Annotated in this window: 21 protein-coding genes; 9 read left to right on the forward strand and 12 right to left on the reverse strand. The window is 63.5% G+C overall.

Going from position 1 to position 19,758, the window contains the following annotated elements; all coding sequences use genetic code 11:
* Nucleotides 1-85: 85 nt before the first annotated feature.
* The 5 genes from ACERK3_01970 to ACERK3_01990 form a co-directional block, all read right to left on the reverse strand.
* Entirely contained in the window at nt 86-454 is a 369-nt protein-coding gene (locus ACERK3_01970; protein ID MFA9477052.1) for a 4a-hydroxytetrahydrobiopterin dehydratase, read from the reverse strand.
* Nucleotides 455-636: 182 nt separating this feature from the next.
* Entirely contained in the window at nt 637-1,350 is a 714-nt protein-coding gene (locus ACERK3_01975) for a PEP-CTERM sorting domain-containing protein (GenBank protein ID MFA9477053.1), read from the reverse strand.
* Nucleotides 1,351-1,411: 61 nt separating this feature from the next.
* Entirely contained in the window at nt 1,412-2,131 is a 720-nt protein-coding gene (locus ACERK3_01980; protein ID MFA9477054.1) for a type II secretion system protein, read from the reverse strand.
* A 152-nt stretch (nt 2,132-2,283) separates the two neighbouring features.
* Nucleotides 2,284-2,688: a hypothetical protein gene (locus ACERK3_01985; protein ID MFA9477055.1), complete on the reverse strand. Its 405-nt coding sequence runs from the start codon at nt 2,686-2,688 to the stop codon at nt 2,284-2,286.
* 43 nt (nt 2,689-2,731) lie between these two features.
* Entirely contained in the window at nt 2,732-3,103 is a 372-nt protein-coding gene (locus ACERK3_01990) for a Fur family transcriptional regulator (GenBank protein ID MFA9477056.1), read from the reverse strand.
* A gap of 437 nt (nt 3,104-3,540) precedes the next feature.
* Between ACERK3_01990 and egtB the strand changes: the two genes are divergently transcribed.
* Together egtB and egtD are read left to right on the forward strand one after the other, a co-directional pair.
* The gene (gene egtB / locus ACERK3_01995; GenBank protein MFA9477057.1) at nt 3,541-4,827 is read left to right on the forward strand and encodes an ergothioneine biosynthesis protein EgtB; all 1,287 of its coding nucleotides are present in this window, start codon (nt 3,541-3,543) and stop codon (nt 4,825-4,827) included.
* A 30-nt stretch (nt 4,828-4,857) separates the two neighbouring features.
* Nucleotides 4,858-5,814, forward strand: a complete 957-nt coding sequence (gene egtD / locus ACERK3_02000) for an L-histidine N(alpha)-methyltransferase (GenBank protein MFA9477058.1) — start codon at nt 4,858-4,860, stop codon at nt 5,812-5,814.
* Nucleotides 5,815-5,889: 75 nt separating this feature from the next.
* Here the strand turns inward: egtD and ACERK3_02005 are convergent, their stop codons facing one another.
* The 6 genes from ACERK3_02005 to ACERK3_02030 form a co-directional block, all read right to left on the reverse strand.
* A complete protein-coding gene (locus tag ACERK3_02005; GenBank protein ID MFA9477059.1) occupies nt 5,890-7,134 on the reverse strand; it encodes a cofactor-independent phosphoglycerate mutase in 1,245 nt (414 codons plus the stop codon).
* 52 nt (nt 7,135-7,186) lie between these two features.
* A complete protein-coding gene (locus ACERK3_02010) occupies nt 7,187-8,215 on the reverse strand; it encodes an MlaD family protein (GenBank protein MFA9477060.1) in 1,029 nt (342 codons plus the stop codon).
* A 96-nt stretch (nt 8,216-8,311) separates the two neighbouring features.
* A complete protein-coding gene (locus ACERK3_02015) occupies nt 8,312-9,127 on the reverse strand; it encodes an ABC transporter ATP-binding protein (GenBank protein MFA9477061.1) in 816 nt (271 codons plus the stop codon).
* 17 nt (nt 9,128-9,144) lie between these two features.
* On the reverse strand, nt 9,145-10,257 hold the full coding sequence (locus ACERK3_02020) for a DegT/DnrJ/EryC1/StrS family aminotransferase (protein MFA9477062.1): 1,113 nt from the start codon (nt 10,255-10,257) through the stop codon (nt 9,145-9,147).
* Between the two features lie 364 nt (nt 10,258-10,621).
* Complete coding sequence (gene rpsR, locus ACERK3_02025; GenBank protein MFA9477063.1) at nt 10,622-10,864, reverse strand: 30S ribosomal protein S18; 243 nt, start codon at nt 10,862-10,864, stop codon at nt 10,622-10,624.
* A 315-nt stretch (nt 10,865-11,179) separates the two neighbouring features.
* Complete coding sequence (locus ACERK3_02030; GenBank protein MFA9477064.1) at nt 11,180-12,310, reverse strand: Nif3-like dinuclear metal center hexameric protein; 1,131 nt, start codon at nt 12,308-12,310, stop codon at nt 11,180-11,182.
* Between the two features lie 120 nt (nt 12,311-12,430).
* Between ACERK3_02030 and ACERK3_02035 the strand changes: the two genes are divergently transcribed.
* The 3 genes from ACERK3_02035 (at nt 12,431) to ACERK3_02045 (ending at nt 15,111) form a co-directional block, all read left to right on the forward strand.
* Entirely contained in the window at nt 12,431-12,886 is a 456-nt protein-coding gene (locus tag ACERK3_02035) for a hypothetical protein (GenBank protein ID MFA9477065.1), read from the forward strand.
* 127 nt (nt 12,887-13,013) lie between these two features.
* Nucleotides 13,014-14,282, forward strand: coding sequence for a polysaccharide pyruvyl transferase family protein (locus ACERK3_02040; protein MFA9477066.1), 1,269 nt, complete (start codon nt 13,014-13,016; stop codon nt 14,280-14,282).
* A complete protein-coding gene (locus ACERK3_02045) occupies nt 14,251-15,111 on the forward strand; it encodes a hypothetical protein (protein MFA9477067.1) in 861 nt (286 codons plus the stop codon). The genes ACERK3_02040 and ACERK3_02045 overlap by 32 nt, the downstream gene beginning before the upstream one ends.
* 45 nt (nt 15,112-15,156) lie before the next feature.
* Here the strand turns inward: ACERK3_02045 and ACERK3_02050 are convergent, their stop codons facing one another.
* On the reverse strand, nt 15,157-15,525 hold the full coding sequence (locus ACERK3_02050) for a hypothetical protein (GenBank protein MFA9477068.1): 369 nt from the start codon (nt 15,523-15,525) through the stop codon (nt 15,157-15,159).
* Nucleotides 15,526-15,627: 102 nt separating this feature from the next.
* Here ACERK3_02050 and ACERK3_02055 point away from each other — a divergent pair, with 102 nt between their 5' ends.
* The 4 genes from ACERK3_02055 (at nt 15,628) to ACERK3_02070 (ending at nt 19,719) form a co-directional block, all read left to right on the forward strand.
* The gene (locus ACERK3_02055) at nt 15,628-16,446 is read left to right on the forward strand and encodes a sugar phosphate isomerase/epimerase family protein (protein ID MFA9477069.1); all 819 of its coding nucleotides are present in this window, start codon (nt 15,628-15,630) and stop codon (nt 16,444-16,446) included.
* Nucleotides 16,447-16,498: 52 nt separating this feature from the next.
* Nucleotides 16,499-16,870, forward strand: a complete 372-nt coding sequence (locus ACERK3_02060) for a hypothetical protein (protein MFA9477070.1) — start codon at nt 16,499-16,501, stop codon at nt 16,868-16,870.
* Nucleotides 16,871-17,019: 149 nt separating this feature from the next.
* Nucleotides 17,020-18,258 carry a hypothetical protein gene (locus tag ACERK3_02065; GenBank protein MFA9477071.1) on the forward strand — a complete coding sequence of 413 codons (1,239 nt, stop codon included), beginning with the start codon at nt 17,020-17,022 and terminating at the stop codon, nt 18,256-18,258.
* A 54-nt stretch (nt 18,259-18,312) separates the two neighbouring features.
* A complete protein-coding gene (locus tag ACERK3_02070; protein ID MFA9477072.1) occupies nt 18,313-19,719 on the forward strand; it encodes a DUF4139 domain-containing protein in 1,407 nt (468 codons plus the stop codon).
* Nucleotides 19,720-19,758: the final 39 nt, after the last annotated feature.

Here is a 19,758-nt window from a genome sequence, read left to right on the forward strand (position 1 = left end):
GTGACGGGTGGACAAGGGCCACTCGTTTCCCTTTTTGTCCATCGTGGGAATGCGTTCATGGCCGCCCTCGGCGGCCGCGGCGGCATCAGCCTGCCGTCGGCGAATCAAGCAAAGCGTTGACCTTCGCGGCGCAGATAAAGTCGTTTTCACTCAGGCCGCCGATGGCGTGCGTGGTGTATCGCAAGCGGATCTGACGATAGTTGAGCTCGATGATCGGGTGGTGATCCTCCCGGTGAGCGATCCACGCCACCGCGTTGACGAACGCCAAGGCTTCGTGAAAGTCGGAAAGTTTGAAGGTGCGTTCGATGGCCGTGTCATGATCCATCGGCTTCCACCCCGGCGTGTGGGGGAGATAGTCAGCGATCTGACGATCATCCATCGGCGGCGTACCACCCTCGCAGGGGGCACACCGGCGATCTTTCATCGCAAACGTTTCGGGGTTGCCTGGCTTCATGGTTTCACCTTGCACGATTTTTGCCGACCAGCGGTCTTACTTCAAGGTTTTTCCCGGCAGATTGGCGGAGCATGTGCGCAGCGCGTAAAAACAGGGTTTAAGGCCCCCTCCGAGCCTCAAACCCTGCCGTTACTTCGCCAGGATGGTACCGGCGGCATGTTTACGAACGGTTAGCGTGCGAATCAGACGCTCGCCCGCCGACGCCGGAGCAGCATGGCCGCACCGCCAAGTCCGACCAGCGCGAGGCTGGCGGGCTCGGGGATGACGGCCAAGGCAAGGTTTTCCGCCAGTTCGTACTGCTCATGGTCGAGCCCCTTGTGGAAGAGGATGCCCTGGAGGTTGGAGGCTTCATACCCGTCGGCGTCCATTCGGATGCCGATGAGATAGGCGCCGTCAGCCGGTTCGCCGTCATCGCCGATCAGTTGCCAGAGGCGGTGGGAATGAATATTCCCGTTGCTGTCGGTACTGACAAGGTTGGAGAAGGTCTGAGAGCCGGACTGGCCAGTGATGTCAAGGTTGTTGCCACCGTGGCTGAGTCGGATGGCGGTATCGCCGGTCATCGGGGTGAATCCTGAGCTTGCGCCGTCCCAATAGTAGAGGGGCGTTTCAGCGATCAGGTCGAAGTTCACGTTCGCATGCGCCGAGCCGAGGTGTGCATCGAAACCGGGCCATGTGTTTCCGTCATGGTTGGTTTCCCATGAACCGCCGGCGTTGATGAATCCGAAGTGTTCATGGTCGTGGAGAATGGCCGGGCCGTGCAGTTCGAGCACGTTGCCATCTTCGACTTCAATCTCAATTTCCGTGCCTTCGTGACTGTAGGCGGGGCTGGCGAATGCAAGGGCAGCCATGGTGAGGCCGGGCACGAACCAAAACTTGTTCTGCGAAACCGTCTTCATGGTTGAGATCCTTTAATCTGTTGGTAATGATTGTGAAACATTGGTTCACGCCGTCGCCACGCTATCGGGCGAGGGCGGGATTGAAGTTATTGCGTCCGGCGCTTGGATAGACCTGATCAATTTGCCGGACTTCAACGTGGCCGTCGAGGAAGCCATAGGGGCTTCGCGCGTCGGGTTGCTCCTCACCGCCACCGTAGGCATTGGTCTGCATCTGCTGGGCAGCGCGCCACGCGATCGTTTGGGCTGTGGGGTTGCCCTGTCCCCAGTCGTACGCGTGAACGTGGTCCGATGTTGCGAACGACATTGTGTATGCCATGATCAGAAACTGCACGGTCGCCGAAGGCTGAGGCACGCCTTCAAGTTGGCGGACGGTATGGCCCTGCTCGCCTTCAGACGTCAGGAAATCGTTGACGCCATAGCTGCTGCGACGCCAGCGATTGTTGAGTTGCTCCCCGCCTGGCCAGTGCGGACTGTCATCCACGGGTGAACGGACGATCAGATCCGTCCCGTAGTAGTACTCCAGGGTGTTGACCCAGGCGATCTGCTCATCATACGCCGCACCGCCATGTGGCAGCCCGACATCGATGAACTGGCCCTTATTGTCTGTCATGTACATCCAGTGTGCCGTGGTGAGGTTTCGAACCTGTGTCAGACATTGCGTTTGTCGGGCCGCCTGCCGCGCCGCGCCCAGCGCCGGCAGCAGGATGCCGATGAGAATGGCGATGATGCTGATCACCACCAGAAGCTCAATCAACGTAAAACCAGTACGGCGAGCAGACATAACAAACCTCAATGCCTTAGGGCATGACAACATCTGGCGTGACGGGGAAAGACGCGCCAGCGACCCGGGGCTTTGCCAAATTGGCTCAGCCCTCGGCTTGCGGTGCAAGCGCACTATCTTCATGGAAAATCAGACCACGGCGCGGCGAAGAGTCAGCCGACGTGGGGCGGAGGACGGGCGGACCAGGCGGTGAGGTCGGCCTGGCGGAGGGGGTGGGTCTGCGGTGTCGCAATCGTGGGGCCGACCAACTCGGTGAGGCGGTGGTCGGCCGAGGTGTGGCGGGTAAGGTTGAGCGTCTGCGAGCCGGCAATCAGGTCGCAAGTCGGGCAGTCGTGGTCGGTGTCGGTCGGTGCGTCGTCGGACGTTGGACTGTGATGCGCGTCGCCGTCGTGGCAAGCCGAGTCGGGCGGGTGATGGTGATCGATGGCAGCGTGGGTGACGGACCAGAGGCCGCTGGCCGTGCCGACGATAGCGAACAAGGCCAGCACCGCAGCAAGGGCGAAGGCCCGTGCCGGTTGCGGTCGGCGTGTCTGGTTGTTCGCTTTGCCCTGCCTCACGTTTGCTTCCGTTAATCCGTTGGCCGCTGCTTATGCGTTGGCCCTAGTCGTTGCACTGCCGACACAGGCCGTAGAGCACGACCTCGTGATTCTCCAGTTTGAAGCCGTCCGGTGTCAATGCCCCCAGGTTCCCGGGGCAGCCGTCAACTTCGAACACCCCGCCACAGGTTCGACAGGCGAAGTGGTGGTGGTGCTGCTTACCCGCCGGCTCGTATCGGGTTGGCGATCCGGGCAGATCAACCGGCTGAAGCCAGCCTTCGTCGACACCGGCTCGGACGGTGCGATAAACCGTTGCCATACCTAGGCCTGGGACGGCATGCAACGCACGCTCCAATATTTCCTGGGGCCCCAACGGCCGATCTGCTTGCTGTATTGCTTCGCGGATCGCTTCTCGCTGCGGCGTTCGTCTTTCCATGAAGTTTCCTGCGTGCCGCCGAACCGAGCCCACCATGGGCTTGAGAATCAATTATCACCGATTTCTAATTTACGCTGAGGCCGTGTTTGTGTCAATGGTTGTCCGACCGTTTTGTCTGGCTTGAACGCAAGAGCGGGCAGCGTTGTCGAGGGGAGCGGCGGGAGTGTCGCAGACGGCTTGACGGGCTTGCGTTGCTCGGTTTCCCGACTTCGCTTGTTTTCCCAGATTCATGCCTAAGATTTGTCGCACCTGCGAACGACGGTTGCGTAATGGAATGCGGGAGACATCTCGATTGCTGATCAGGAGGGAGTTTTGTGATGCACAAGCCAGTGTTTGATGTAGCTGCACGGTCGGCAGCGCTGCCGGTTCACGCCTCGACCGAGCCAACGGCGCATCCCCCGGCCGAAGCGGACGAATCGAAGCCGCTCGGCGAACGGATGCTGATGCGGTACAAGGCGGTGCGCAAATTCACCCGACGACTCTGTCGACCGCTGGCGCTGGAAGACTACGTGGTTCAGTCGATGGCGGACGTCAGCCCGACGAAGTGGCATTTGGCGCACACAAGTTGGTTTTACGAGCGGTTCATCCTTCAGGAGTTCGTGCCCGGCTACGAACCGGTGAACGAGGCGTACTACTTCCTGTTCAACAGCTATTACAACGGCGCGGGGCCGCAGCACTGTCGGCCAAGTCGGGGGTTGATCTCTCGGCCGACGGTGGAGCAGGTGTACGACTACCGCCGATCGATCAACCGTCGCATGGGTGAATTGCTGCTGAATGCGGACGACGCGACGCTCGACCAAATTGCGCCGCGACTGACGCTGGGGTTGCATCACGAGCAGCAGCATCAGGAGTTGTTGCTGACGGATATCAAACATGTGTTCTCTTCAAGCCCGCTGCTGCCGGCTTATCACGCGTTTGACGATGAGCCCGCCGGCAACGGGCCGGGCGATGTCGACGAGCCGGGCTGGGTGGGGTTCGACGCGGGGGTGTATGAGGTCGGCGTGCCTGCCGACGACGAGTCGTTTCATTTTGATAACGAAACGCCGCGACATAAGCGTTACGTTGCGGCGTTCGAACTGGCGGATCGGCCGGTGACGAACGGCGACTATCTCGCGTTCATTGAAGACGGCGGCTACCGTCGGGCGGAGCTGTGGCTGAGCCTGGGCTGGTCGACGTTGCAGGCGGATGATTGGCAGATGCCGCTGTACTGGTTTCGCGATGGGGCGCAGGGCGGAGCGTGGATGCAGTTCACGCTGGCCGGAGCGAAGCCGTTGGTGTTGGACGAGCCGGTGTGTCATGTGAGCTACTTTGAAGCGGACGCGTACGCGCGTTGGGCCGGGGCACGTCTGCCGGACGAGGCGGAGTGGGAGCTGGCCTGTCGCGACCAGCCGATGCAGGGAAACTTTGCCGACAGCGCAGCCGGTGTGGGTCGGATTCATCCGTTGCCGTTGTCCGTGGCGATTGACGGAGAGGTCGGCCGAGTGCGGCGGTGCTTTGGCGATGTGTGGGAATGGACGCGCAGCAGCTATTCGGCTTACCCCGGCTACCGGCCCTGGCCGGGCACGTTGGGCGAGTACAACGGCAAGTTCATGTGTAACCAGTACGTCTTGCGCGGTGGCTCGTGTGGAAGCTCACAAAGTCATGTGCGTGCAACCTACCGCAACTTTTTCGCCCCGGAAGCCCGGTGGCAGTTCACCGGCCTGCGGCTGGCGCGGGATGCGTGAACGCCGACACTTAAGCGCCTACGATCACCCATGCCTCAACTTCCCCTGCTTGATCTCGAACCGCAGGCCGACGACGTGGTTGGTGAATGCACCGCTGCGATGCGTGCTTCGCCGCGACAGTTGCCCTGTAAATTCTTTTACGACCGACGCGGCTCGCAACTGTTCGACCGCATCTGCGAATTGCCTGAGTACTACCCCACGCGCACCGAACTGGCGATCCTTCACGAGCACGCGCCGGCGATGGCGGCGCGGCTGGGCCCGCGCTGCCTGCTGATCGAACTGGGTAGTGGCAGCAGTGTGAAAGTTCGCAAGTTGCTCGACGAGTTGGTCGACCCGGTCGGCTACATGCCGATCGACATCTCGCGCGAGCATTTGCTCGATGCGGCGGGCCAGATTGCCGACGCGTATCCGGAGCTGGACGTCCAGCCGATCTGCGCGGACTACGCCCAGCCGATGACGTTGCCCGAGCCGACGCAGCCGCCACAGCGACGGGTGGCGTACTTTCCCGGCTCAACCATAGGGAATCTGCATCCGGATGAAGCGAGGCGATTTCTTGCACGCGTTGCAGGCATGGTGCAGCAAGGCGGCGGCTTGTTGATCGGCGTGGATCTGCGAAAAGAGCCCGCCGTGCTGGAAGCAGCGTACAACGACGCGGCGGGTGTGACGGCGGCGTTCAATCTCAACCTGCTGCATCGCATCAATCGCGAGGTAGGTGCGGGCATTGATGTGGATGCGTTCGAACATCAAGCTGTGTGGAACGGCGAAGCGAGCCGGGTGGAGATGCACCTTGTCGCGCGAAGCGATCAGCATGTCGCGTTGAACGGTGATACGTTTCACATCACGGTCGGCGAATCGATCCGCACAGAGTGTTCATACAAGCACACGCTGGCGAGCTTCGCGTCGCTTGCGAGTGAAGCGTTCGAGGTGGTCGACGTGTGGACCGATGCGCGGCAATGGTTCAGCGTGCAGTACCTCGAAGCGAAGTGAGAGATGAGGGGGAGGTTTCTCGTTTATGGTTTGTGGTTTATCGTTTGTGGTTGTCGGACTGAACCCTCGGTGAGTTCAGTCGCGGCCGCTGAGGAGGAAGTATTCCATCAATTCGTGGCCGTGGGGGATGTGCAGGTCGGCTTCGTTGGCGTGGGCCTCGGTGAAGGGGCGCTGAACGAGGCTTCGCACGCGTTTGCCTGCCATGAGAAACGGCACGGGCGTCGGATCATGCTTCCGGGTTTCGACGCGGGTGTAGTGGTCCGGCAGCAGGAGCAGGCGCCAGTCATTGTCGTAACGGCTGGCCAGCGCGTCGTGGATTGGGCCGACGACGTGTTCGTCGATGGCTTCGATGGCGGCGACCTTGGTGGCGGCATCAGCAGCGTGAGCGGCTTCATCGGGCGCTTCGACGTGAACACATAACAGGTCGTAAGCGTCAAGCGCGTCGACGGCGTGCCGGCCGGTCGCGGGGTAGTCGTTGTCGTGGTAGCTGGTCTGGCCGGGCACGTCGAGGCGGTCCCAGCCGATGAAGTGGGAGATGCCGGCGAGCAGGTCGACCGCGGTGATCATCGCGCCGCGGAGCTTGAAGCGGTCGGCGAAGCTGGGCATGACGGGGACCTGGCCCTGGCCCCAAGGCCAGAAGTGCGTCGCAGGCAGTTCGCCGATCTCCTGCCGAGTGAGGTTGATCTCATGTTCGCGGAGGAAGACGTTGCTCTCGGCGATGAACTGTTGAAGCAAGCCGGCAAACTCGCCGCCGACGGGCAGATGTTTTCGCATCGGCTCGCCGGGGATGTCGTGCGGCGGGATGGTTTCCAACTCGGCCCAGTCGCGGCCGGGGCTTTCATCGCTGGCGTTGCGGTTGGTGGTATCGACGAGGATGTTGCGGTAGCTCACGCCGGGGTACAGCAGCATGCCCGGCGGCAGGCCGACATGCGCGGCGAACTCGCGGATGAGCGTTTCGCCCTCGCGTGAGCTGATGTGGCCGGCCGAGTGATCCTGCATGTTGCCGTCAAGGACGGTGACGAGGTTGACGCGAAAGATCCAGTCGCGGGCGTCGAGTTCGATGCCCAGCGCCGCGGCTTCGAGCGGCGCCCGGCCGCGATGGTAGCGCACCGGGTCGTAGCCAAGCAGACTCATCGAGCAGACGTCGCTGCCGCAGGGCATGCCTTCGGGCGTGGTGACGACCGTGCCCTGGCGTCCAATTTCAGCGAGCTTGTCGATGTTGGGCGTGCGTGCGGCCTGCAAAGGGGTTTGGCCGTCGAGCTCATCGAGCGGATAGTCGGCTGCGCCGTCGGGGATGATGATGACGTATTTCATGGGCATCGAATATTTCAGATTGATGATTGAAAGGCGATGCCAAGGCAATCTTCAATGACTAAAACTGCACGGGCAAGCCTTCCGCTCGCCATTTTTCGATCAGCAGACGAAGCTCGTCCGAGGTGGTCTGGATGCGCTCCGCTGCGTCGTTGAGGTTTTCGTAAAGCTCGGGATCTTTTATCAGTCGGCCGACCGTGCCTTCGCCTTCGCGGGCGTCGTCGACCAGCCGATGCATTGAGCCCACCGCCCCGGCAAGGTCGTCCGCCAGCGCGACATAACGTCGACGCAGCAGCACGACATTTTCCTCGATCGACTCGCCGAGTTTCTCCACCGTCTGCTCGGCCCGTTCCGCGATCACGCGACTGCTGGTGAGCGTCTGGCGGAGATTGTCGTACATCTCGTCGTCGTTCACGTAACGATTGATGCCGCTGACCATCTCCTCCAACTCCGCCAGGCGGCGGTCCAGTCGGCTGATGACCGTGGTGACGTTGGCTTCCTGCTGCTCGGCGTCGACGTCGTCGGCGTTGCGCGGCTCGAGCAGCATGTTCACGTGCTGGCCGACGCGTTGCCATTCCGTGCTCAGCGTTTCGAAGTGTTCGAGCACGCCGTCGAACTGGTCGAGGCGTTCGTCGAACACGGCTTGCAACTCCTGGGCCAGCGCGGTGGCGATGGTGGGCACTTCGCCTCGGATACGGGCCGACCCGTCGCGCGGCAGGTAGTCCTCGGGCGGCTCGTCGCGCGGCGAGCGCATGGCGATCATCGGGCTGCCCGCCAGCAACGGCGTTTCGATATTCACCTGCGCATTGGTAGGGATCTGAATGTTGTCTCGCACCTTCACCATGACTTCCACGCCCGTGCCCGGCGGATGGCGAAAGCGGACGGTTTCGACCTGCCCGATCTCAATGCCGTGCAACTGCACTCGGCTGCCGGGGTTCACGCCGCCGGCCTCGGGCAACTCGATGGTGACCGGGTAGGTGCGGTTGAACATATTCGCCACATCGCCGAACAGCAGCATCATCACCAGCACGCCGACGAGCCCGATGGCGGCGGTGAGACCCACAGCGAGGTTGCGTTTGCGGTCATCCATTTCGGAATCCGGTTTCTGGTTTGTGGCTTCTCGTTTCTGGTTTGGCGTGACGGTCCGTTGCCGTCAACCAGAAACCAGAAACGAAAAACCAGAAACCTATGGCTTTTCGTCGATCTGCTCGAAGCCGCGGCGGATGGCGTCGAGGTCTTCTTTGTCGGCCTGGCCTTTGACGAAACGCTGAACCAGGTCGCTTTCGTGGTTGTGGAAGGTCTGCGGATCGCCGTCGCAGACGATTCGACCATCGTAAAGTAACACCAGACGATCGGCAATTTTGTTCGCGCTGACCATGTCATGCGTCACCACGATGCTCGTGATGCCCAGGCGACGATTCAACGCGATGATCAACTCGTTGATCACGTCCGAACGGATCGGATCCAGCCCCGTGGTCGGCTCATCGTAGAGGATCAGCGACGGGTTCAGCACAATCGCCCGGGCCAGCGCGACCCGCTTCCGCTGGCCGCCGGAGAGGTCGGCAGGCATTTTCTTCTGAATGTTGGGCAGGCCGACCATTTCAAGCACCTGCTCGACGCGCTCGTCTCGCTCGGCTTCGGTCTGCCTGGTGTGCTCGACGAGGGGGAAGGCGACGTTTTCGCCGACGTTCATCGAGTCGAACAGCGCGCCCATCTGGAAGAGGAAGCCGATGTGCTTGCGGATCTCCACCAGTTCAGCCGGGCTCATGCGGTCGACGCGCTGCTCGTCGAAGTAGACTTCGCCGGCGTCGGGCCGCAGCAGGCCGACGATGTGCTTCAGCAGCACGCTTTTGCCCGTTCCGGAGGGGCCGAGGATGACGGTGGTCTTGCCACGCTCGAAGCGGAGGCTCACATCGCGCAACACGTGCAGCGAGCCGAACGACTTGGAGACGTTGTCCAGTCGGACCAGCCCGTCGGGTTGTTCGCTTTGTTGTTCGTTCACAGGGGCGGGGCCGAGTGTTACTCGGCTTTGAAAAACTCACGCACAGCGGCGACGACCTCGTCCTGTTGGGCGTTGGTCATTTCAGGGTAGATCGGAAGGCTGAGCACCTCTTCGCAGGCCGCTTCCGCAGCAGGCAGGTTGCCGGGGCGGTAGTTCAGATCGGTGTAGCACGGCTGCAGGTGCACGGGCTCGGGATAGTAGACCCGCGTACCGATGCCGCAGGCGTCCAGGTGATGGCGTACCGCTTCGCGCTGGCCGCCGCGGACGCGTACGGTGTACTGGTTGTACGCGTGGAAGCGAACGTCGGGCTCGAAGGGGGTGGTCATCGCCAGGTCTTCGAACTTGCGGCCGTAGCGGTCGGCGATCTCGCGACGTCGTTCGACCCAGCCGTTGAGGTGCTTGAGCTTGATGCTGAGCACGGCGGCCTGGATCGCGTCGAGGCGGAAGTTGCCACCGATCAGGGGGAAATGGTAGCCCCGGTCTGAGCCATGCACGCGAAGCATGCGGATTTTATCCGCCAGCTTGGCGTCGTTGGTCACCACCGCGCCGCCGTCGCCGAGGGCGGGCACGCTCTTGGTGGGATAGAAGCTGAAGCAGCCGACGTCGCCGATGCTGCCGACGGGCTTGTCGTCGTAGCGTGCGCCGAGGGCTTGCGCGGCGTCTTCGATGACGGCGAGGTTGTTGGCTTTGGCGAGGTCGTTGATCGGCCCCATGTTGGCGGGCAGGCCGAACAGGTGCACGGGGATGATGGCCTTGGTCTGCCGGGTCAGGGCGCCCTCAATCTGCTCGACGTCGAGGTTGTAGGTGCGCGGCACGATGTCGACGAACACAGGCTTCGCGCCGACGCGGCTGATGCAGCCCGCGGTGGCGAAAAAGGTGAACGGCGTGGTGATCACCTCATCGCCAGGCCCGATGTCCAGCGCCATCAACGCCACCAGCAGCGCGTCCGTGCCGGAACTGACGCCGATGGCGTGCTCGACCTGGCAGTACTCCGCCAGCTCTCGCTCGAATTTCTCGACATAAGGCCCAAGGATGAACTGGCCCGAAGCTAAGACCTCCGCAAACGCCGCTTCGAGCGGTTCACGGAGCAATTCATGTTGGTCAGCAAGATCGATCAGCGGTACGGCCATGGCTTGCCCGAATCCTTTCGCGCGTGGCAGTGGAAAACGCACGTCAGCATACATGCGATCGACAAGCCTCGCCAAGGCGGGGCCACCGCCCGGCATGCCAACACCGGCAGACGCATCATGTATGGCAACGCGAGTTTCGTATTTGACACATTTAGCGGCGGTGCTTGCACCGCCTTTTCCGCCCTGGGCCCGCCGCAATGACCGAACGCGCGGGCCGAGGCCCGCGTCTAAATGTTAATCCGCCTTGTCGTATCAGGCACAGGCGTCGCCTTGCCAGATAAGGCAAGGCGATAGACAACGTTGGCTGACTCGGAGCACCGAGCCGCCAATCTGGCGTTGATGGAAAACAGAAAGCCGACCGGCTTTACAGCGTCGCGCTGGTGTAAGGCAGCAGCGACATGTAACGCGCCCGCTTGATCGCCTGGGACACCAGTCGCTGCTCGCGAGCGGTCAGGCCGGTCTTCTTACGGCTTTGAATCTTGCCGTTGGGCGTCAGGAATCGGCGAAGGTCGTCGGCCTGGCGATAGTCAACGTACACCTTGCCGGTGCTGCTGACGCGGGCCGCCTTGCCACGGGCCGCGGGAGAGAACTTCTTGAATTCAGCCATGATGCGAAACTCCGTCTCGGGTTAATAGCCCCAGTCGTCAGCCGCCGGGGCGACGGCAAATCGTGAGCCACATACTTTACCGCCCCAACCGGTCCCTGCCAAGTCAGGGGTCAGACAGCCAGACGAATCGGCGAATCACCCAAGCCGAGGGCTGAGGAGCCGCGGCGACGAAGCCCCGGATCGTGGCCGACGCAAACTTTGAATGTCATCGGCAACCTTCAGCGTCGACGATCCGGCCCTTCGTCGCTACCGCTCCCCAGGGCTCGGCTTGCCCAATCAGAAACGAGAAACCACAAACCAGTACCCCCCACCCCCCTACCGCAATGCCGTCGGCGGCCCGTCCACCTCGCTCACCTGCCATTGCACCCCGGCCGCCCCCGCCGCGATGATCCGCTCCCGGTACACCGGCAGGTACGGCCGTTCCGTCTGCGTATGCCCCGCCAGCACCACCGACACCCCCGATGCGACTGCCGACAGCACATCGTGATGCCGCATCTCACCGGTGAAAAACACGTCCACGTCCCCCGCCTCCGCCAGCAGCGAGCCGCCCGCGCCAGCACACAGCCCCACCCGCTGCACCTCGTCCGCCCCGTCCGCCGTCGCCACCTCCAGATGCTTCACGCCCAGGTGCTTCTTCAGCCGACTCACCAGCGTCGCCAGCTTCACCGGCCGACGCAGCGTCACCACCCGCCCCTGCCCGGCGGTGGCGGCGCTCACCTGCTCCGGTGCGTGCAACGGGAAGATGTAAAACGCAGGCTCTTCATAAGGATGTTCCGTCCGCACGACATGCACCGCGTCGGCCAATCGGTCGGCGGGCACGATCATCTCCAGCCGAACCTCCGGCACGCGCTCCAGACGATTGGCGAGCCCCACCGTCGGGTGCGTGGTTTCGTCGCCGAGGAACGTGCCCTCGCCCATCAGGTTGAACGAGCACTGGCTGTAGTGGCCGATTACCCCCGCGCCGGCGTCGGACAGCTTGGCTCGGAACCGGTCGACGTCTTCCTTAGGCGTGAAAACCACAAGCTCGAAAATACGATTGTCCGCACCACTCGCTGGCACCTCGGCTACACGGATCGGCCGAGCGTCGCCTTCGCCCACCCCGCTCGCCAGCCAGTCGTTCACGCCGCCCTCGGCCGCATCCAGCGCCGTGTGCGGACTGTAAATCGCCATCCCCGTGCGAGCCGCCCGCAGCACAATCCGCTGCTTCACCTCCGCCTCCGTCAGCGCTGCCAGCGGCTTGAAGATCGGCGGGTGGTACGCCACCACCAGATCCGCCTTCCGCCTGATCGCCTCCGCGAGCACCGGCTCGGTCAGGTCAATGCACAGCAGCCCCCGCTTTACCCGCTGGTCGGCCTCGCCCAGTTGCAGCCCCACCGCGTCCCAAGGCTCGGCCAATCGCTCCGGCGCCAACGTTCGCAATACGTCCAGAACCTGTGTCAATTTCATAGGTTCGAAGCATATCGGACCTTGCCGGATTATGCAGCCTTCCCGACCGCTCAGCCGATACGGATCGATGAAACACATCGCGCTGCCGCGCGAGCCCCAGCCAGGGAGGTTTAAAGAACGATGACTCGACCCACACTTGCCCTCACGCACGACGATCTGCCCACCCCGCGCACCCTCACGCCCCGCCAGCAGCTCGAAGCCGTTCGGCGGGCACAGTCTCGCGTTGAACAGCGCGTCAAGCTCGGCGTCCAACTGTTCCGCTCCGCCGAGGCACATCTTACCGAGCAGCATGACCTGCTCGCCCAGGCCAAGCAGGAGCAGGCCAATCTCCGCGAACAGCTCGAAATCGACGTCGCTCGCAGCCTTCGCGCCTACGGCCAAAGGACGCAACACATGGACGACCGCCTCACCGACGCCATCGACAAACTCGAAGAACGCCTCGACGTCCTCCAGAATCGCTGGCAGGAAACCGAGCAGCGCCTCGAACAGATGGTCCGCCGATCCGAAACGCTGCTCCACCAAAGCCGATCCATGCTCGAAACCGGCCAGGCCCGCCGCCCCAGCGTACGAACGTAATCGCAAATTTCGTCGCCATCTTGTTTCAACAAACTCCCCCTTGCCCCCACCACCTGTGCCGCGCTAACCTGCCAGACCAGGGCTGACAGTGGGCGATATCAATCGCTAATGGTGGGAAAACAAGCATATGGCCAGACCGCTACGTATCTGCGTGCTGGGGAATTTCTCCGGCCGAAACGCTGGTGATATCGCCATCCTCAAGGGACTGATTCACGACATCGAAGCGCGGTTCGACAACCCGTACTTCCTTGTCCCCACCATCAATCCCCGTTTCATCCGCGAACACATCAACCGCCACGGCAATGTCCAGCCTGTCTCCCTCCTGCCATGGGCGATGAGCGCGAAAATCTTCGGCTTGCCACTGCTCCACGCCACACTGACCAGCGATGTGATCCTCATCACCGACAACATTCTCTTCGACCGCCGCCTCTGGAATCCGCTTTACAACTACCTCGGCACCCTCTCGCTCATCCTGCCGATCGCCGCCCGACGCGGCACGCCCGTCGTGCTCTACAACGCCAGCCTCGGCCCCGTGACCACCACCATGGGCCGACGTTGCCTCCATCGATTGATGCAGGCCTGCTCGCTCGTCATCCTCCGCGACCAGCCCTCCCAGCAACTGCTCGAACGCCTCGACATCCCCCACCCCGCGCCGCACTTCGCCGCCGACTGCGCACTGGGCACGATGGCTGTAGACGAGTCGGCCGTCGACCGCATTGCCGAGCGTGAGAACCTCTTCCAAAACCCCAACGGCACGGTCGGCTTCAACGTCAACACCTACCTCGACGTCTTCCTCAACAAAGTCGGCCGACACCGTAACACCCACGGCCTGCTCGACGAACTCGCCCGCGCGATTGATCGGCTCATCGAGCAGCTCGACGTCGACATCCTTTTCGTCATCACCCAGGTCATGGACCTCAAAGTCGCCCAGCCGCTTAAACGCCGCATCAAACAGCAGCATCGCGTCAAGCTCATCTCAAATCAACGCTACCACGACCAGCAGATCGCCGGCGTGCTCCGCCGCTGTGAGCTGCTCGTGGGCATGCGGACCCACGCGCTCATTCTCGCCGCCAGCGTCGGCACGCCCGTCGTCGGCATCGTCAGCTATCCCAAAACCACCGGCTTCATGCTCTCCATCGAGCAGGGCCACCACCTCATCCACTTCGATACGCTCGATGAAGACAACCTCGTCCGCCACGTCGCCGACGCGTACGCCACCCGCCACGAAACCCGCCTTCAACTGAAACCCATCATCGAACGCGAAAAGGCCCGCGCCGCCCAAGGCGCCGATCTGCTGCACGATTTTCTCTTTCGCCGACCCGACACCCCGCCCGAACACCCGCCCAGCATGAGCACGCCCCCCCATGAGCGACACCCCCTCCCCAAACCCGACTGACGCGAACCGCGCCCCCGACGCGCCATCTTCACCCGAAGCCCACGGCGTCACGCCGTGGGCGTCCCCCGAACCTGAAACCGACCGACCGTTCACCCGCTCCCACGCCGCCGCCACCGACGCACGCCAATCCGCCGCCACCCGATACCGCCAGCTCGTCACTGGCGGCGGTTGGCCCACGTTCATCAAATACGAACTGCTCACCACCTGCCTCGGCGACCTGCCCGGCGCGGCCGGCCTCGCCCTCCGCGCCAAAGCCTACCGACACCTGCTCGCCGATCTCGGTCCCGGCAGCGTCATCGGCCGCGACGTCACCCTCCGACGACCCGATCGCATCCGCATCGGCCGAAACTGCATCATCGAAGACCACGTCGTCCTCGACGCAAAAGGCGATCAAGGCGACGGCATCATCATCCGAGACAACGTCTTCCTCGGCCGCGGCACGATCCTCTCCCTCCGCGGCGGCACGATCGACATCGGCCCCGGCACGTGTATCTCCAGCAACTGCCGCATGGGCACGCTGGGCACGATCCGCATCGGCGAAAAAGCACTCGTCGCCGCCTACACCTACCTCGCCGGCGCAGGCCACCGGACCGACAACCCCGACATCACCATCGCCGACGCACCCATCGACGACCGCGGCGGCATCACCGTCGGCGACGGCGCCTGGCTCGGCGCATACACCATGCTCATGGATGGCATCACCGTCGGCGAGCACGCCGTCGTCGGCGCACACAGCGTCGTCCGCGACAACATCCCCCCCTACGCCGTCGCCGCCGGCGCTCCCGCCCAGTTCAAAAAAGATCGTCGCGCCCAACCACCATCCCAGTAACCCCCGACGCCCACGACGCCCACGGATTCAATCCGTGGGCGTCTGCTAAACACCCCCGCGCGCCCGCTCCACCGCACCCCTTGCATCATCAATTAACTCCCGCATCGTCGCCGGCATCGCATGCCCTTCCCACCGCTGCTCCAGCGCTTCGCCATGCCGTTGCACCAGCACGCCAGCGCGGTCCACCCCCAGCGCCCGCTCATCAGCCGGGAGCTCATCCACGTTCTGCAACGCGAACCATACCGCCTGCAGCATGATCACATCCCCGACCGACGCACGCATCAGCCGACCTTCGCCCGCATCAGGCAACCCCACCGCCTGCCGCGCGAACGCCACCCAATGCCCCAACAACGTCGTCCACGTCAACCGATCCGGATACAACGGCTCCACCGATTGTTCATCACGTTCACTCATCCCCCTCACTCTACACCAATCCCCCCCACCATCCATAAAGCCCATGCCATCAATAAAGCCCACGGATGGCCATCCGTGGGCTCCCCCCGCTAAACTCCTCATATGTCCATCCTCACCCACGGCTCAGACCTCACCCTCAGCCCCGCGATCGGCCCGCTTGTACGCCCGCGCAACATCACGGTCCGCGCCACACTCGATCAGCTCGCCCGCCTCAACTGCCACAGCATCCAGCTCGACGCCACCCTCCCCGGCCTGCGCCCGCGCGAGCTGAGCGTCCGCGCCCGGCGTGACCTGCTCGCCATGCTCAACCGCCGCAACGTCCGACCCGCGGGCCTCGACCTGTTCATCCCGCGCAAGCACTACACCGACCCCGACCACGTCGATCGCGCCATGGCCGCCACCACCGCCGCCATCGAGCTCGCCCACCACCTCGGCCGACTGCCTGTCAGCCTTGCACTGCCCGTCAAACGCCTGCCCGACGAGCTGCGCAGCGCCCTCGTCGAAGCCGCCGACGGCCACGGCGTCCGCCTCGCCATCCACGCCGAAGACCAACTCGACCACCTCGAAACCTGGCTCAACGACGTCGACCTGCCCGCGCTCGGCGCTGCCATCGACCCCGCCGCCCTGCTCGCTCGCGGCCATGACCCCGCCGCTATCGCTCAACGTCTTGGCAAGTACCTCGCCGTCGCCCGCCTGAGCGACATCGACCGCAGCGCCGCCGACGATGATGACGACGCCGGCGAAGCCGTCCGCTGTCCCGTCGGCTCGGGCGAACTCGACCTCATCCCCTACCGTGTCAGCCTCGACCTCGCCGTCAACCGCGTGGGCCCCGTCGTGCTCGACCCGCGCGGCTTGCCCAATCCTTACGCCGCCTTCGCCGCCGCCCGCCATGCATGGGAGAACGCCGCCTTCACCGCATAATCCCCCCGCCCCAACCGGCCCGTTTTAGCCGCGAAGCGCAGCGGAGCGCCCCATGCCCCGACGTCACACCTTCATCCCCCTCACCCGCAAGCGCCGCGTCGCCGAGCACATGGCCATGGTCGTGCTCGCCCTTCAGGCCACACTGCTGCTCACATTCCAGGTCACCCCCAGCCGACTCCCGCCGAGGCTGACGTTGCTCGAACTGCTCTGGGCATTGCCGCAGCGCCCCACCTTCTACCCGTTCATCGCCGTCTTCCTCGCCGGCCCGCCGCTCACCGTCCTCGCCTGCCGCGTCCCCGGCAAGCATCGCACATGGCTCATCGTCGGCTGGATCATCTTCCTCTCGCTCCTGCTCACCTTCTTCGGCGACCGCGTCTCCCTCATGCTCCGCATCCTCGAATGGCAGTTCCACCAATCCCGCTAACCCCCCAAACGTCTCTCCCCCCGAAGCCCACGGAGTCTCACCCTGGGCCCGCCTCAAAAACAAAAAAAATCGCCCCCACCAGGAACCGCCCTCCTTCCCAAACGTCTGACCCCATGACGACGACGACCGTCGCTCACGGAGAACCCACCATGCCCCACGCCCGCCCGCTCTATCAAGCCACGCTCGCCCTGCTCGCGCTCGCCTTCTTGGCCGCGCCCATGGTCGAGGCCCGCATCCGCCTGATCACTCTCCCCCCGCGCGAACGTGTCGAGATTCAGCTCGACCACGACAACGCCACCCTCGTCGAAGAAGAGCGCATCGTGCCGCTGATCGAAGGCGTCAACCAGATCGACTTCGCATGGGCTGGCACGCGCATCGACCCCGGCACGATTGTCTTCCGCGTGCTCGGCCCAGCCGATGGCGATGACCTTGATGCCACCGTCCTCTCCGTCAGCTACCCGCCGGGCGAAAACGCGCTTGTCTGGCATGTCGCCGCCACCGCCGCCGGCTCCGTCCGCGTCCGCATCAGCTATCTGCTCGGCCGACTCGATCGCAGCTTCAACTACCGCGCCGTCGCCGAGCACGACGAGCAATCGCTCACCCTGGCCCAATACGTCCGCGTGCAGAACCTCGCCGGCGAAACGTTCGGCGACAGCGAAATCCACGTCGGCGTCGGCGACACGTTCACCCGACCCATCGGCCTCAACGAAACACGCGAGATGCTCATCGAACGCTACGTCAACGTCCCCGTCCGCAAAACCTACACCGCCGACCTCGCAACCTTCGGCTACCTCCACGAACAACGCCAGCAACTCCGCGTCCCCATGCACTACATCCTCACCAACAACGCCGACCACAACCTCGGCCGCGAACCACTCCCGCCCGGCAAGGTCCGCATCTTCCAGAAAGACCGACCCGACGCCGACGCCACCACCGCATTCCTCGGCGAAGACTGGGGCGAGTTCACACCCATCGACGATGAGATGGCCCTCTACCTCGGCGTCGCGCAAGACGTCGCTGTCCGACGCAACATCATCAAGCGCGAACGCGAACAGGTCACCGGCAACCTCAGCCACTTCCAGGTCGTCGTGCGATACGAAATCGAAAACTTCAAAGACGAGCCCGTCACCCTTCGCGTCGCGGAAGACATCGAAAAGCTCGCACAGGAAGTCGGCCTGAACAGCAGTCAGCCGCGCGAATGGGTTATCGACGCCGCCACAACCTTCGATGACGAACCCCTCGCCGACGAATCATCACACGAGCGCGTGATGTTCGAAGCCGAGTTGTCCGCCCGCGCGGGCGACCAGGCGGAAAAGGTCGTGCACGAACTGCACCTGACCTTCCGCAATGAATGGGAACTGCCCGTCCGCCCCCTGCCTCGCCGTTAACCCGACCAACCGTTTCGCGGCCGCCCCAACGGGGCGCCAAAGAAAGGCTCCGCCATGCGATACCTCATGCTTGCCATCATGCTCACCGCCGCCGTCGCCGGGCCCGCCCAGCCGACCGCCGCGCAGAACATCGACCTCTCCACCGTGCCCGGCCGCGACACGGTGCAACTGACCATCTACAACGCGGAAGACCTCACGCTTGTGCGCGAGACCCGCCACCTCACGTTCAAGCCCGGCGCGAACGTATTGCAGTTTTCGTGGGCGAACACGTTGATTGATCCGACGTCGGTGGAGATTCGTTTTCTCGATCGGCCGGACGAGCTCACCGTACTCGACACGCGCTTCCCGCACGATCGACCGGAAGTGCTCTACTGGAACGTGCAAAGTGAGTTCGCCGGCGAAGCACGCGTCGAAATCACCTACTTCACCAGCGGCATCACTTGGCAGGCCGACTACACCGCCATCGCCAGCGAAGACGACGCCGCCGCTCACCTTGAAGGCTACGTCACCGTCACCAACAACTCCGGCGAAGACTACGAAAACGCGCAGATCCGCCTCGTCGTCGGCGAAATCAACCTCGTCGAACAGATCGACGAACTGGCCCGACGCGGCGTGATCCGTAAAGAAGACCGTGACACGCCCGACGTCCGCCGACGTGTTGTCACCGATATGGTCGGCCGCGCCGAAGCCATGATGGAATCCGCCCCCGCCCCGCGGCAGATCGTCAAGGAAGGCCTCAGCGAATACTTCATCTTCACCATTGAAGGCCGTGAAACCGTGCCCCATCAATGGTCCAAACGCCTCCGCAGCTTCGACGCGACCGACGTCTCTCTGCGCACCGTCTACCGCTACCGTCCGCAAGAGTATGGCGACAAGCTCGTCCGCCTCTACCTGTTCCGTAATGACGCCGACGCCGGCCTCGGCAACGCGCCGCTGCCCGACGGCACGGTCCGCCTCTTCCGACGAAAGGCCGAGTCGAGCCTCAGCTACCTCACCCAACAGGACATTCGCTACATCCCCATCGGCGACGAAATCGAACTCGTGCTCGGCGAAGATCCCGAAGTCGTCTTCGAGCTCGTCAAGCAGCGCGTCTTCCGCAGCAACATCTGGCTTCAGGTGCACGGCCTCGACGTGCTCCGCCGTGCCGACGAGCCGGGCCTGGAGATCGACCCACGCAGCCACGTCGTCGGCTGGGACACGCACGCCCTCTACGAGCAACGCATCCGCAATTACACCGACCGCCCGATCGAAGTCGAAGTCCGCCGATCGTTCCCCGGCGATGTCGTGTTCCGCAGCGAACTCAACGCCAGCCGACACGACGTTCGCACCGTGCAGTACACCACCACGGTCGAGCCGGGCGAGACCGCGAGCCTGCCTTACGAGGTTGTGACAAAAGAAGGCCGAAACGCAGAGCAGCAGCGCGTCGCAATCGAAGAAATCGAACCGGCACAAGCCCCATAAAGCCCACGGCCTATTAAAGCCCACGGATGGCCATCCGTG

It is taken from the genome of Phycisphaerales bacterium AB-hyl4 (assembly GCA_041821185.1).
In the GTDB taxonomy this organism is placed as follows: domain Bacteria; phylum Planctomycetota; class Phycisphaerae; order Phycisphaerales; family Phycisphaeraceae; genus Natronomicrosphaera; species Natronomicrosphaera hydrolytica.